The sequence below is a fragment of the Ruegeria sp. BB6 genome, from assembly GCF_056539385.1.
The window spans coordinates 178,169-191,692 of the sequence record NZ_JBQFUW010000009.1; the positions used below are offsets into that span (position 1 = coordinate 178,169).

A 13,524-nucleotide genomic window follows, 5' to 3' on the forward strand; every position below is an offset into this window, starting at 1 on the left:
GTCCGCCCCTCCCAAAGCGACCGTGGTGGTGCGTTCAGGATATAAACTGAGCAGGCGCGTGGATAGGGTCCCGTTAGGTCAGGTGTTGATCACGGTTTGATCAGGCGCGCAGTTTTTCACCTTTCGGGTCAAAGGGCGGCTCATGCAGGATCACGGCCTTATGGGGACGGCCCAGTACCATCACCTCGACGTTGTCGCCGGGCCGGGCATCCTTCACATAGCCCAGAGCCAGCGACATGCCGACGGTGTAGCCATAGGTACCCGACGTTAGACGACCGATCCCCTTGCCGTCTTTGAAAATCGGTTCACCGCCCGTTGCGTCAGCGTTTGACGCCGACACATCCGCGTCAAGCAGATGCAGCAGCACCAAGTGTTCCCGGGCCGGGTCTTCCAGAACCTTCTGCGCGGCGTTCTTGTTCAGGAAATCCTTGCCGAACTTGCACAAGCGATCCAACCCGACCTCATGCGGCCAGTATTCGGGGCTGTATTCCCGGCTCCACGAGCCATAGCCTTTTTCAACCCGCAGTGACATCAGCGCCCGGCTGCCCACAGGACCCGCGCCAAATTCCTTGCCTGCCTCAAGCAAAGCGTCATAAAGCCGAGCCTGATCTTCGGTCGCGCAGTGGACCTCCCACCCCAGATCGCCGGTAAAGGATACACGCAGCCCCAAAACGTCGATCCCGGCCAGTTCGAGTCTGGCCGATCGCATGAAGGGGAAATCATCGGTGGCCAGAGAGGTGTTGGTCAGCCGTTGCAGAATCTCGCGGGATTTTGGGCCTGCGACGTTGAATCCGCACATCGCTTCGGTCTTGCTTTTGAAAACCGTACCGTCCGGCAGAGGGACCTGTTTGAAAAACCGCTTGTGATAGCGCTCGGCCATGCCGGACCCGATGACCCAGAACTCATCTTCGGCCACGCGGGTCACGGTGAAATCCCCCGCAATCCCCCCGCGCTTCGAGATCAGAGGCGTCAGGCTCGACCGTCCAACCGTCTTGGGCATCGTATTGGCAAAAACGGCATTCAGCCACGCCTCGGCCTCCGGACCGCGGCAGACGTATTTGGCAAAGTTCGAGATGTCGATGATCCCGGCCCGGTCACGCAGCATTCTGCATTCTTCACCCACCGGCCCCCACCAGTTCTGCCGGGTAAAGCCGTTGGTGTCGGTAGCCCCCGGCGTATCGGCGAACCACAGCGGGTGCTCCCACCCCGCGTTCAGGCCGAACACGGCCCCCATCTGCGCCTGCCGGTCATAGACGGGCCGCGTGCGGGTCGGACGTCCGGCGCTGCGCTCCTCATTCGGGAAGTGAATGGCGAAACGGTTTGCATATTGGTCCTGCACGCGGGCCTTGGTGAAGTCCTTCGTGGCCCATGTATCGAACCGCGCCATGTCCCAGGCGAACATGTCGTATTGGGTTTCACCTTCGATGATCCACTGCGCGGCCATCAGCCCCATACCGCCCGATTGCGAGAAGCCGGGGATGATCCCGTTGCAGCAGAAATAGCCATCCACCTCGGGCACCGGACCCATCAGCACGTTGCTGTCCGGCGACCAGATCATCGGGCCGTTGATGACGCGCTTGATCCCGGCCTTACCCACGGCGGGCAGGCGCTCAATGGCGTTCATCATGTTCTCTTCGATCCGCTCCAGATCGTTGGGAAACAGGTCATGGGCGAAATCCAGCGGCGTGCCGTCTTCGGCCCAGAACTTCATGTCTTTCTCATAGGCGCCGACCAGCAGGCCGTTGCCTTCCTGACGCAGATAGTACTCTCCATCGCGATCACTGACCGAGGGCAGGCGGGTGCCGTGCGCCTGAACATCCGGCATCGCTTCGGTCACGAAATACTGGTGTTCGGTCGGTTGCAGGGGCAGCTTAATCCCCGCGAGCTTGGCCACTTCGCGGCCCCACAGACCGGCGGCATTCACAACCCAAGGCGTGTGGATGTCGCCCTTGGGCGTGCGCACGATCCACGTGCCGTCCTCTTGCTGATCGGTGGCGGTTACGGGGGTAAAGCGGTGAATTTCCCCCCCGCGCTGGCGTGCACCCACTGCATAGGCGTTGTTCACGCCCGAGGGGTCCACGTTGCCGCCATCGGGTTCAAACATAACGCAGCGGATGCCGTCATAATTGACCAGCGGGTTCAAACGCTGCGCCTCTTCTATGCTGATCTCATAGAAGTTCATCCCATATAGCTTGGCCTTGGCTGCCTGCAGTCGCAGTTGATGCTCACGTTCCTCGGTCTGCGCCAGATACAGCGAGCCGGGCTGGAACACGCCGCAGCTTTGGCCAGTCTCGGCCTCAAGCTCTTTGTACAGGGTCATCGTATAGTGCTGAATGCGGCTGATATTGGTGCTGTCATGCAGCCCGTGGATGTTCGCCGCTGCGTGCCATGATGAGCCCGAGGTCAGCTCATCCCGTTCCAGCAGCACAACGTCCGACCATCCCAGTTTGGTGAGATGATAGAGGATCGAGCATCCGATCACCCCGCCGCCAATCACCACCGCCTGTGCATTCGTTTTCATGAGCCTGCCGTATCCAAGTTGGGTTCCTCGCGCTTTCTGTCACCATCGGCGCAGACCGGACAACGGACATAATTCTCATGCTGGGTTGAGCAGGTTTAACGCGAAGCTAATCTCAGAAATCCAATCGATGCGCGCGCCCATAAACGGCCAGTCGCGCATTCAGCGAGTCCGCTTCGGGCGCGCCGGATTCCAGCGCAAAGACAAAGGCATGGGTCAGATAAAAGCAGGCTGCATCAATGTCTTGCGCAGCCTCACGCTCGTCAGCAGCCATCGTGTAATAACGGACCAAGGCGTCATGATCGTTGCGATCATGCGCCTCAAGCAACAGACGATCCAAATCCGTCTTGTCCATCGGGTCTCCGTCAGGATCGGTCGGCGCAGGCCGACCGGTTCGTGGTTCTATTCCGCGCGACCGTTTTCGATTTGCGTTGCCACCCAGTGATGGAAGTTATGCGTCGGCCCGTCCATCGCAGGCGAGAAACGTCCGCCATCGAACAATACACCGTGGCGGCCTTTTTGCATGCCTTCAACAACAAACACGTCTTCTTCAAACACCGTCTTCCAGAGCTGCGCGTTCGAGGCGCGCAAGCCGTCATGCTGGGGCGTGTCCTCGACACTTTTCGCATAATACAATTCGATATGTTCGATCGTGTTTTCCTGATCGACCGGCTCAAGCACGATTGCAAAGGCGTGGTCGCGCTGAACGCCCAGCAGGACATTCGGATAGAGCGCCACATATTCCGCGCCCTCATCCCATTTGTCACTGAGGCCGTCAAAATCATCAAAAGTCGCGCCGTCCTGATCGGTCAACTGGCGATAGACCAGCGTGCCCTGACCGGAATAATGCCCGCGTTTTTCGATGTTGTAGTGATCCTCAAGCCGGGAATAGCTGTTCAGGCCCGGATGGACCCACGGCAGGTGATAGCTTTCGCAATAGTTCTCGACCGCCAGTTTCCAGTTGGTCTTGACCTCCAGCTTGAACGAGGATGTCTCGCCGCCGTGATACACGGGCAGGTCAAATTCCTTCCAACGTTCCAACAGGGCGGCATGGGCGTCCTCGAACGCGGGGGCGTTGCCGTCCACGTTCACAAAGATCACGTCACGCCAGACATAGGAGCGGACGCGGACCAGACCCAGATCCTTGCGGTCAACGTCTTCATGGGTGTTGTGGCCCGGGCCGCCTACGTGCGGGGTCGCGCGCAGCTCACCTTTCAGGCTGTAGCACCAGCTATGATAAGGGCAGCGGATCGCGCCGCCGATCTTGCGCGGCGTGTCCACAAGGATCATACCCCGGTGGCGGCAGGTGTTCTGGAAAACGCAGACCTCTCCGTCGCGGTCGCGCACGATAAGCAGGGGCATTCCCAGAAAGTCGACTGGCTTGGCGTCGCCTTCTTCGGGCACATCCTTGCCGAACCCGATCCCGGACCAGTTTGCATAAAGGACCGACTTCCGTTCCTCGGCAAACACGACCGGGTCGACATAATGTTCGTTGGGCAGACCGTTGGCGACATTCACATCGGCCAGAACGGAGGACAGCGGGCTATGCTTGTTCATCGGGCTCTCCTGAAGGTGGTGCTGGATGCGTTTGATCTGTATTGGCGGAAGGGCAGGGCTCCTCTCAATATCAGAAAACCTCATCAGAGATTGACTTCACCTAAACCGAGCCGTCTTGAACCTCTTGAATGATCCAGTTTTTCAGCGCACGCGCACTGTCGGAGAGGTCTTCATCAGGGCGACCGACGAGGTAGAACTGGTTCGGCGCGGTCAGTTGATGAGGGCCGATGGCGACCAGTTTGCCAGATTGCAGCATCGGCTGGATAAGGCGCTGCCATCCCAGCGCCAACCCAGCCCCCTTGCGGGCAAGCTGCAGGGCGACCGAATAGCTATTCACGCGGGATTCAATAGGTATTGAGCCGTTATACCCCAATTGCTGAAACCATTCGGGCCAGGTCGTCCAGCTTCGGTCTTCTGACTCAAGGTGTATCAATCGCTCGGATGCAAGCTCGTCCAAACTGGCTCCGGTCAGCCTGTCAGCGACTTCGGGGCTGGCCACCGGCACCAGATGATCACGGAACAAAGGCGTGTGCGATAGGCTGGCATCACTGTCGCGTCCGTAGCGTATGAAAAAGTCTACATCCGGCCGGTCCCGAAACGCGCGGTCCTGAGAGAGCTGATCAACGTTGACCTCGGGCATGTCGCGCCAGAACCTAATGACAGCGGGTGACAGCCATAGGGCAGCAACGGCCGTGGTGGACCCTACGGTGACCTTCCCGACCGAGGCGCGATCCCGGATAGTTCCCAGCGTTTTCGAGATACGGGCGAAAGAGGATGCCAGCGCCTCATACAAGGCTTTGCCATCTTCGGTCAGATCAACGCCCCGGTGTTTTCGCTGAAACAGGGCCGTGTCCAGATCGCCCTCAAGCGCCTTGATCTGGTGACTGACCGCGCCGGGAGTGACCGAAAGTTCCTCGGCCGCGTTCTTAAAGCTCAGGTGCCGCGCTGCGGCCTCAAATGCGGATAACGTGGTCAGGGGCGGCAAGTTATAGTGACGTCTGGACATGGCGCGTGGGAATCACTGTTGGATTACGAGTTAGTTTGTTTCACCTCAGTATTAGTTTATTTGCGGGTGAAAGCCAGAGCGCTTTGAAGATTTGGTGTTTTTTGGGTTCACGTTTAGGGTTGATGTCGCCAAATTTGACCAATGTGTCGGTTCTGGCCGAATTCCAACGGTGACGACACTATAGTCAGCCTCACCAATAATTGTCGTGTCCAGTAGGCCATCTGGGGGCTCTTTCCCAGAAATGCAAGACGGTACTGCCGCAGATCGACGACCCAAGCTGACGCTAGCATAAGGCCAACAGGGAAATTGATGGACACGCGGAACACTTCCCCAAAAGAAAGCATCGCTATTCACCGGAATGCCAGGTGGGTTGAGTTCACTGCAACTCACGTAGGGTCAAAACGAAACGTTTTTGCCAGAGGATAATTTGGTTTGGACCTGATTTTGCGTCGCTCTCAAAGTCAGCATCCTTGAAGTTCAACACAGGACTGGTTGGCCAGGCGAGACTTGGGCCGGATTTGGTCGACCCCAGAACAAAGACGACAACACGGAGGAGAACATGTCGATACCCGAACCCTTTACGGACGTTGAGATAGAAACGGCGGATGCCGGTTTCTACGAAAACTACAGCGTCCCGATTGCGCTGATCAGCAAGGCCATAATGGTCGGTCTGGTTCTTTGGGCGCTTGTATTCCCAGCCAATGCAAACAGCACGCTTGGCAGTCTGAACGGTCAATTGCTGGAGGTTTTCAACAGCTTTTACATCGTTATCGTGGGTATATTTTTCTTCTTCCTGGCTGTTGTCGCTATCCTTCCGGCTACTGGCCGTCGTGTGATGGGCATGCCCGGAGAGAAGCCTGAATTCTCGAACTTCTCGTGGTTCTCGATGATGTTCGGGGCTGGTCTGGGCGTGGGCCTGATGGTTTTTGCCACAGCCGAACCTCTGGGATTGTGGGGATCGAACCCCGTTGTCGTGTCAGGTGACGTTGCAGGAAACTCGCCCGAGGCGCTGCAATCGGCTTATCGTTTCACCTATTTGCACTACGGTTTTCATGCCTGGGCAATTTACGTCGTGACCGGACTGTCGCTGGCGTATTACGCCTATACGCGCGGTATGCCTTTGACGATCCGCTCGGCGCTGACACCGTTGTTCGGTCGTTTCGTCAACGGCTTTTTCGGCCACGTGGTCGATGTTCTGGGCGTTGTTGCGACGATCCTCGGCGTGTCGGTCACAATCGGATATGGCGTTAGCCAGTTCATTGACGGTCTCTACGCCATCACTGGGATGGAGTGGATCATGGACCTGGGTGGCGAAGTTCCGAGCCCAAGCAAAGTGGGTCTGATCTCGGGTCTGGTGGTCATCATGGGCCTGTCGATCATTTCGGCGGTTTCGGGTGTCGGTCGTGGTGTTAAATACCTGTCGAACCTAAACTTGGTTCTGTCGATCATCCTGCTGGGCACCTTCGTTGTGTTCGGGTCCTTCGTCTTTGCCATGACCACCTATGGCTCGGCGATGGTTGACTATATCCTGCACTTCATCTCGCTCAGCTTTAACGCCTACGGTCCTCTGTCGGCCGAAGCATTCGCGGCGGCTCTGCCGGTTGAAGCACAGGCACATGCGGCTGATCTGATGGGTGGCGCGACCAACGCATGGGGCAGCTTTGACGGCTTCAAAGGCGGTCTTGAAGGCGCAGCAGCCGAGCTGGACGAAGCGACTTTGGCCGCAGCCTATGCAGCGGGCGAGCAAGGCCGGCAGTTCGGCTGGCAGGCAGGCTGGACCACGTTCTACTGGGCTTGGTGGATCGCGTTCTCGCCCTTCGTGGGTCTGTTCCTGGCGCGCATCTCCAAGGGTCGCTCGGTTCGTGAGTTCATTCTGGGCTGTGTGTTCGCACCGGCGCTGGTGTGCTTTGCCTGGATGACCGTGCTGGGTGGTACCGCGATTGATCTGGAACTGGCCGGTGCCGCAGAAGGCGCGATCATCGGTGCCTCGAACACCAACAAGCTATTCGTGACCCTGTCCTACATGATCGACGGTGGGCTGCTGTCCATGCTGAACGTCATGTGTGTGATCCTGATCATGACCTTCTTGGTGACCTCGGCGGACTCGGGCATTCTGGTGATGAACACCATCATGTCCGGCGGTAGCCAGGAAACCGGTATCAAGCACCGGATCATCTGGGGTGTTATCCTGACGGCTGTAATCGGCGCGCTGATCTTGGCAGCCGGTGAAAACAACCCGATGGACGCCTTGCGCAATGCGATGATTATCGGGGCGCTGCCGTTCACCATGGTGATGGGTCTGATGTGCCTGTCACTTGCCAAGGCGCTGTTCCGTGACGGTCAGCGTGACAAGCACGGTGCTGCGACGCAAGCGGCTGAATAAGTCAGCCAGCATTGCCTGAAAATCAGCGCCGCCCTATTTGGGGCGGCGTTTTTCCTTTCCGCAACCGTGTCGTTTCCTGCAACCACATATCGCAATCAGAGAGGTGCGCGGCGCGCGAATCCTTCAGTCTGGTTTCCAAGATTGGAGGATTGCCCCGTGAACATTCGTACCTCGACCCGCTCGGGCGGCCGTTCTGCCCGCCGCGCCCTGCGCACTGCGCCCAACTTTGACATGCTGCCTGGCCTGACCCGTGGCATCCCCTTGTGTGAGGTGATGGATGACGCTCAGGTTGATCGCATCGACAACGCATCGATGGACATTCTCGAGAATGTCGGCGTTCAGTTCCGCGACCCCATCGCGCTGGAGGACTGGAAGAAAGTTGGGGCCAAGGTCGAGGGTGAGCTGGTCTATCTTGATCGTGGTCTTGTACGCGAGTTGATCGCGACCATCCCCAGCGATTTCACCTATCACGCGCGCGATCCGAAAAAGAACGTGCGGCTGGGTGGGCCGCACTCGATCTTTGTGCCCATGACCGGAGCGCCCTTCCTGCGCGATCTGGAGGATGTACGGCGGAACCCCACGCTGGACGATCTGGCGATGTTCCACAAGCTGTCGCATATGCTGCCCGCGTTGCATTCCAGCGCGCATCACATCGTCGAACCCTATGACCACCCGATCAGCCAGCGGCATCTGCGGATCACCTATTCGTCGATGAAACACTCGGACAAGACTTTTATGGGCATGACCACCAGCCCCAAAAACGCCGAGGATGTGATGGAGATGTGCGCCATCCTGTTCGGCGAGGATTTTCTTGAGGATCACCCCGTCACCACCGGCAACTGCAACGGCAACTCGCCTCTGGTCTGGGATGAGACGATGCTAGGCGCGATGCGCGCGTTTTGTCGCCGCAAGCAGCCGGTCTTGTGCTCACCCTTCGTGTTGGGCGGGGCGAACACGCCCGCGTCTGTGCCCGCCACGGTCGCGCAGTTGAACGCCGAGGCGCTCAGCGCGCTGGCTTATACGCAGGTCATCCGCAAGGGCGCGCCCGCGATCTATGGGCATTACCTGTCGACCGTCTCGATGAAATCCGGCGCGCCGATGGCCGGGACGCCCGAGATCAGCCTGATGAACTTCATGATCGGTCAGATGGCGCGGCATTACGGCGTGCCGTGGCGCACATCGAACACGCTGGGCGGGGCCAAGACATTTGATGCGCAGGCCGGCTATGAATCCGCCACCACGTTGCAGGCGGTGATCCATGCAGGCGCCAACTATATCTGGCATAGCGCGGGTTGGAATGAGGCCGGAATGCACTGCTCTGTCGCCAAGTTCATCGTTGACGCCGAACAATGCGCCATGGCGTACCGCATGGCCGAGGGGCCGAAATGGGGCGATTTCGATCAGGCCATCGCTGCCGTGCCTGATGTTGGCCCCGGTGGGCACTATCTGGGCCACCCGCACACACAGGACAATTTCCAAAGCGCATTCTTCATGCCGGAACTGTTCGACAACAACTCGATCGAGCAGTGGCAGGCCGAAGGCAGTGTCGAGATCACCGAACGCGCCCTGACCCGCGCCAAAACTCTGCTGGCCGAGTACCAGGAACCCAAGCTGGACGGGGCCAAAAACGAGGCTCTGCTGGATTATATCGCCCGCCGCGAGAGGGAAATTCCCGCAGCCGATGAATTGAACCAAAGCTACTAAGGTCATCTCCCCCGAAACTTGCCCGCCCGTCTCCTCGGGCGGGCTTTTTCAAACCAGAGGTACTATGGATCTGTCAGGAAAAACCGCCCTTGTGACCGGGGCCGCAGGCGGGATCGGAGCCGCCATCGTGAAGCGCTTGCGCACTGCCGGGGCGCGGGTCGCGGTGGCGGATCGCGATGTTGCAGGGATTGTAGCGGACGCCCATTTGCCCGGCGATCTGCTGGATGCAACCTATGCAGACGCTCTGCCGCAAAGCGCCTTTGATGCGCTGGGTGGTCTGGACATCGTGATCAACAATGCAGGTGTCATCACACGCGGTTCGGTTGCCGAGACCTCGGATCAGGATTGGTCCCTGTCACTGGGCGTGAATGTCGAAGCTCCGTTCCGCATCTGCCGCGCCGCGATTCCCATAATGGCCGCAGCGGGCGGTGGGGCCATCGTCAACACCGCGTCATGCTGGGGGTTGCGCCCCGGTCCCAATCACGCGGTCTATTGCATGACCAAGGCGGCCATCGCCTCATTGACTCAATGTATGGGCATGGACCACGCGCACCAAGGTATCCGCATCAATGCCGTCTGCCCGAACGAGGTGAATACGCCGATGTTGCGCTCGGGCTTTGCAAAACGAGGCTTCGACCCGGACAGTGCGGTGGCCGAACTGGGCCAGACCGTTCCGTTGGGCCGTATTGCCGAACCTGACGATATCGCGGATGTGGTGATGTTTCTGGTCTCGGACGCGGCGCGGTATATGTGCGGAGCGTTGGTAGAAGTGAACGGAGGCAAACCTGTCGCATGACACGTTTTGAAGGACAAACCGCATTGGTGACCGGCGGACGCAGCGGGATCGGCCGTGCCATTGTCGAACGCCTGCGGGATGAGGGCGCACAGGTATTTACCGCGCAGCGTGGAGGGGATGAATACGGGATCGAGGCTGATTTCAGCGATCCCAACAGTCCGCAGGCGGTGGTCGATCAGGTCATCGACCGGGCCGGGCGGCTGGATATCCTGATCAACAACGCTGGGATGATGCAGGAAGACTCGGTCGAAGACATGAGCCTGGACGATTGGCAACGCACTCTGACAGTCAACCTGACCGCTCCGTTTCTACTGATCAAGGCCGCGCTGCCGCATCTGCGCAGGACAGGGGGCACCATCGTCAATATCGGGTCCATCGAAGGGTTGGGCAGCAATCCCGGCCACGCGGCATATTGCGCGTCTAAGGCTGGGCTGCACGCGCTGACCCGCGCGGTTGCCGTGGATCACGGGGCCGAGGGCATCCGCTGCAACGCCGTGGCTCCGGGCTGGATCGACACGGAGTTGAACGTGGATTTCATCGCCTCGATGCCTGATCCCGAAGGGTTTGCCGACGATATCAAACGCATCCATCCCATCGACCGCACCGGCAAACCCGAAGAAGTCGCGGCGCTGGTGGCTTTCCTCGCTTCCAAGGATGCCAGTTTCATCACCGGTCAGGTCTACACGATTGATGGCGGGCGTATGGCAAAGCTCAGCTTGCCCTGATCATTCATCCCGCGCGCGCCATTCCTTCCACCGCAGCACCGCATTCGCGCCAAGTTCGCGGAAAGGCTGGGGCGGCAGGCGCTTCGGGGGCTGTTCGGCCTCGAAATGGCGGGTGATGTCGGACCTGTGCCCGCAGGCGCGTTCCGCTGCTGCGATGCCCGTTAAAGTTCCGCGCGCCGTGCCCAGCCCGTTTTGAACACAGCCGGAGTAGACACCCGGTTCGATTTCACGCGCGACGGACACACCATTGAGGCTCAGGCAGAGGTGACCGGCCCATTGGTATTGCATCTTCAGGCCCGTCAGCTGAGGAAAGCGCTGATCGAACTTGCGCTGCATAACGCGCCCAGCCCGGCCAAGATCGCGCGCAGTGGTGGTCATGCCGGGGCGCAGTGCCGCGCAGGTGCGGGTGATGATCCGGTTGCCGCCCTGACCGGTATCAATGCGCCGCATCGTGGTTCCCATCGGGTCGGACGGCGTCACACCCCAGCGCGACTGGCCACCGATGACAGCCATCTGATCCGCGTCCAGTTCGGGTGTCATGGCCGCAAACAGGAAAAGTTGCATCAGCCGGTCAGTCTCGATCCCGAAGCTTTCCAGATGTCCATTCACCGTCAGGATCACAGCACCCGTACTGACCGAGCCGCGCGCTGTTTGCACCTGCCATGCGCCGCCCTGTTGCGCAAAGCCGGTTACGGCGGAGTTCTCGAACAGCGCTACGCCATCTTTGATCAATCCAGCAGCCAGCCCGCGCACGTATCCCGCAGGTTGCAGCATCACCGTCCCCGGCGTGTACAGGCCAGACCGATAGTGGCGCGAACCTGTCAGCTCATGCATCTGCTTGGGGTCCAGCACCTCGGCAGTCTCACCCAGATTGGCCAGATGCTTTGCGTAGCTTTCGTTATGGGCGTGACCCGCTGCACTGGCCGCGCCATTCACCTTGCCCGCCGGATCGAAATAGTTCGGGTCGATCTGGTACTGCTCGACCGCTTCGCGCGCAAAGGCGATGGCTTGCCGGTTCAGAGCGATCATCGCCCGGTCATCGCCTGCGCCCGCATAGTCATCCGAGGCCAGATCATGCGGCAGGTCGATCATAAAGCCCGAGTTCCGCCCCGCTGCGCCTTCGGCCACGCGCCCGGCTTCGAGCACCACGATCTTTGCATCTGGTTGCAGTTGGATCAAACGCCGGGCCGCCGACAACCCGGCAAACCCCGCGCCGATAATGGTGAAATCGGCAGCGATATTGCCTTCCAGCTCGCGGGCGGGGGGCTGTGCGCCAAGGATGGCGCTCCAGGCTGCTGGCCCACGGTGGAGGGGCAGGGTTCGGGCGGTGTAACTGCTCAATCCACCGCCTCATCCGCGTCATCGGCCAGATCAATCCAGATGGTTTTCAACTGGGTATGTTGATCATGCGCGTGGACCGAATTGTCCCGCCCGCCAAAGCCCGACTGCTTGTACCCCCCGAAGGGCGTGGTGATGTCGCCCTCGCCAAAGCTGTTCACCGTGACTGTGCCCGCCCGGATCGCCCGCGCCCCGCGAATGGCGCGTTTGGCGTTGGCCGTGAAGATCGAGGCGCACAGGCCATACTCGGTGTCATTGGCGATTCTGATGGCCTCGTCAAAGCCCGAGACTTCGATCACCGATAGCACGGGGCCGAATATCTCCTCACGTGCCAGTACTGCGTCATTGCCGGGGACTTCGACCACCGTAGCTTCGACAAACCCGTCTTTGGCGGTGCCGCCGATCACTACGTTTTCGGCCTGTTCCAGATAGCCGCAGACCTTGTTGTAGTGCCCGTCGCTGACCAGCGCCCCCATGCGGGTCTCGGGGTTCAGCGGGTCGCCGATATTCCACTGTTTTGAGTGATGCGCGATCCGCTTTAGCAGTTCGGCCTTCACATCCTTATGCACGATCAACCGCGATGAGGCCGAGCAGTTCTCGCCCATGTTCCAGAACGCGCCATTGACGATATGCGCGGCCACGCGGTCCAGGTTTTCGGCATCCTCCATCACGATGGCGGGGTTCTTGCCACCCATCTCAAGCACTACTTCCTTGGCGTTGCTTTCCGCCGAATAGGTCAGAAACCGCTTGCCGGTGACGGTGGACCCGGTGAAGGACACCATGTCGATATCCATATGCCGCCCGATGGGTTCTCCCACCTCGGCCCCGCCGCCGGGCACGATATTCAAAACGCCACGCGGTAGACCGGCCTCCATCGCCAGTTCAGCCAACCGCAGGGCGGTCAGCGTGGTCTCGGCCGCCGGTTTCACCACCACGGAACAGCCCGCCGCCAGAGCAGGCCCGATCTTCCATGCCAGCATCAGCAACGGGAAGTTCCACGGCAGCACCAGCCCCACCACACCAATCGGTTCACGCACCACCATGGCGATATGATCGTCGCTGGCAGGCGAGACCTGATCATAGATTTTGTCGATCGCCTCGGCATGCCATTTCAGGCAGTGGATTGTCTCGGGAACGTCCACGGTTTCGCAATCATAGATGGTCTTGCCGCTGTCGATGCTCTCCATCACGGCAAGTTCGCGGGCGTTGCGCGTCATCAGTTTGCACAGACGGATCAACACGTCTTTGCGCTCGGACGGGTGCAACTTGGACCAACGGCCATCGTCAAACGCCTCGCGTGCCTTTTCAACGGCAAAGTCCACATCCGCTGCACCGCAGGCGGCGATCTCTGTCAGTTTATCACCGGTTGCGGGGTTCACCGTCTCAAACGTCTGGCCCGAGATCGCAGGGCGGAAGCCGCCGTCAATGAACGCCCCGGTGGGCAGGTCCAGACCTGCGGCGATGGATGTGTATTCGTCCTGTGTCAGCAGTTCCATT

Annotated in this window: 10 protein-coding genes; 4 read left to right on the forward strand and 6 right to left on the reverse strand. The window is 59.7% G+C overall.

Going from position 1 to position 13,524, the window contains the following annotated elements; genetic code table 11:
• Nucleotides 1-100 precede the first annotated feature (100 nt).
• From ACR0B7_RS18710 to ACR0B7_RS18725, 4 genes are all read right to left on the reverse strand, one after another.
• Nucleotides 101-2,521 carry a GcvT family protein gene (locus tag ACR0B7_RS18710; RefSeq protein ID WP_480682186.1) on the reverse strand — a complete coding sequence of 807 codons (2,421 nt, stop codon included), beginning with the start codon at nucleotides 2,519-2,521 and terminating at the stop codon, nucleotides 101-103.
• 112 nt (nucleotides 2,522-2,633) lie between these two features.
• Nucleotides 2,634-2,873 (reverse strand): hypothetical protein, encoded by a 240-nt coding sequence (locus tag ACR0B7_RS18715; protein ID WP_170485665.1) that lies wholly within the window; start codon nucleotides 2,871-2,873, stop codon nucleotides 2,634-2,636.
• A gap of 47 nt (nucleotides 2,874-2,920) precedes the next feature.
• On the reverse strand, nucleotides 2,921-4,075 hold the full coding sequence (locus ACR0B7_RS18720; protein ID WP_170576949.1) for an aromatic ring-hydroxylating oxygenase subunit alpha: 1,155 nt from the start codon (nucleotides 4,073-4,075) through the stop codon (nucleotides 2,921-2,923).
• 100 nt (nucleotides 4,076-4,175) lie between these two features.
• Nucleotides 4,176-5,081, reverse strand: coding sequence for a LysR substrate-binding domain-containing protein (locus ACR0B7_RS18725; protein ID WP_170485667.1), 906 nt, complete (start codon nucleotides 5,079-5,081; stop codon nucleotides 4,176-4,178).
• A 559-nt stretch (nucleotides 5,082-5,640) separates the two neighbouring features.
• On the opposite strand from ACR0B7_RS18725, the gene ACR0B7_RS18730 reads away from it, so the two are divergent.
• The 4 genes from ACR0B7_RS18730 to ACR0B7_RS18745 all read left to right on the forward strand — a co-directional run bounded on the left by ACR0B7_RS18730 (nucleotide 5,641) and on the right by ACR0B7_RS18745 (nucleotide 10,689).
• Nucleotides 5,641-7,464, forward strand: a complete 1,824-nt coding sequence (locus tag ACR0B7_RS18730) for a BCCT family transporter (protein ID WP_170385453.1) — start codon at nucleotides 5,641-5,643, stop codon at nucleotides 7,462-7,464.
• A 156-nt stretch (nucleotides 7,465-7,620) separates the two neighbouring features.
• Nucleotides 7,621-9,168, forward strand: a complete 1,548-nt coding sequence (locus tag ACR0B7_RS18735; protein WP_170485668.1) for a trimethylamine methyltransferase family protein — start codon at nucleotides 7,621-7,623, stop codon at nucleotides 9,166-9,168.
• A 64-nt stretch (nucleotides 9,169-9,232) separates the two neighbouring features.
• On the forward strand, nucleotides 9,233-9,964 hold the full coding sequence (locus tag ACR0B7_RS18740; RefSeq protein WP_170576950.1) for an SDR family oxidoreductase: 732 nt from the start codon (nucleotides 9,233-9,235) through the stop codon (nucleotides 9,962-9,964).
• Entirely contained in the window at nucleotides 9,961-10,689 is a 729-nt protein-coding gene (locus tag ACR0B7_RS18745; RefSeq protein WP_170570332.1) for an SDR family oxidoreductase, read from the forward strand. The genes ACR0B7_RS18740 and ACR0B7_RS18745 overlap by 4 nt, the downstream gene beginning before the upstream one ends.
• Here the strand turns inward: ACR0B7_RS18745 and ACR0B7_RS18750 are convergent, their stop codons facing one another.
• The gene (locus ACR0B7_RS18750; protein WP_170570329.1) at nucleotides 10,690-12,030 is read right to left on the reverse strand and encodes an NAD(P)/FAD-dependent oxidoreductase; all 1,341 of its coding nucleotides are present in this window, start codon (nucleotides 12,028-12,030) and stop codon (nucleotides 10,690-10,692) included.
• Nucleotides 12,027-13,523 (reverse strand): aldehyde dehydrogenase, encoded by a 1,497-nt coding sequence (locus ACR0B7_RS18755; RefSeq protein WP_170576951.1) that lies wholly within the window; start codon nucleotides 13,521-13,523, stop codon nucleotides 12,027-12,029. Before ACR0B7_RS18755 ends, ACR0B7_RS18750 begins: the two co-directional genes overlap by 4 nt.
• Nucleotide 13,524 lies beyond the last annotated feature (1 nt).

What these genes read in the sequence shown, in the direction of transcription:
- ACR0B7_RS18745 (WP_170570332.1), top strand. Translation starts at nt 9,961, where the DNA reads ATGACACGTTTTGAAGGACAAACCGCATTGGTGACCGGCGGACGCAGC.
- ACR0B7_RS18725 (WP_170485667.1), bottom strand. Translation starts at nt 5,081, where the DNA reads ATGTCCAGACGTCACTATAACTTGCCGCCCCTGACCACGTTATCCGCA.
- ACR0B7_RS18755 (WP_170576951.1), bottom strand. Translation starts at nt 13,523, where the DNA reads ATGGAACTGCTGACACAGGACGAATACACATCCATCGCCGCAGGTCTG.
- ACR0B7_RS18740 (WP_170576950.1), top strand. Translation starts at nt 9,233, where the DNA reads ATGGATCTGTCAGGAAAAACCGCCCTTGTGACCGGGGCCGCAGGCGGG.
- ACR0B7_RS18710 (WP_480682186.1), bottom strand. Translation starts at nt 2,521, where the DNA reads ATGAAAACGAATGCACAGGCGGTGGTGATTGGCGGCGGGGTGATCGGA.
- ACR0B7_RS18715 (WP_170485665.1), bottom strand. Translation starts at nt 2,873, where the DNA reads ATGGACAAGACGGATTTGGATCGTCTGTTGCTTGAGGCGCATGATCGC.
- ACR0B7_RS18720 (WP_170576949.1), bottom strand. Translation starts at nt 4,075, where the DNA reads ATGAACAAGCATAGCCCGCTGTCCTCCGTTCTGGCCGATGTGAATGTC.
- ACR0B7_RS18730 (WP_170385453.1), top strand. Translation starts at nt 5,641, where the DNA reads ATGTCGATACCCGAACCCTTTACGGACGTTGAGATAGAAACGGCGGAT.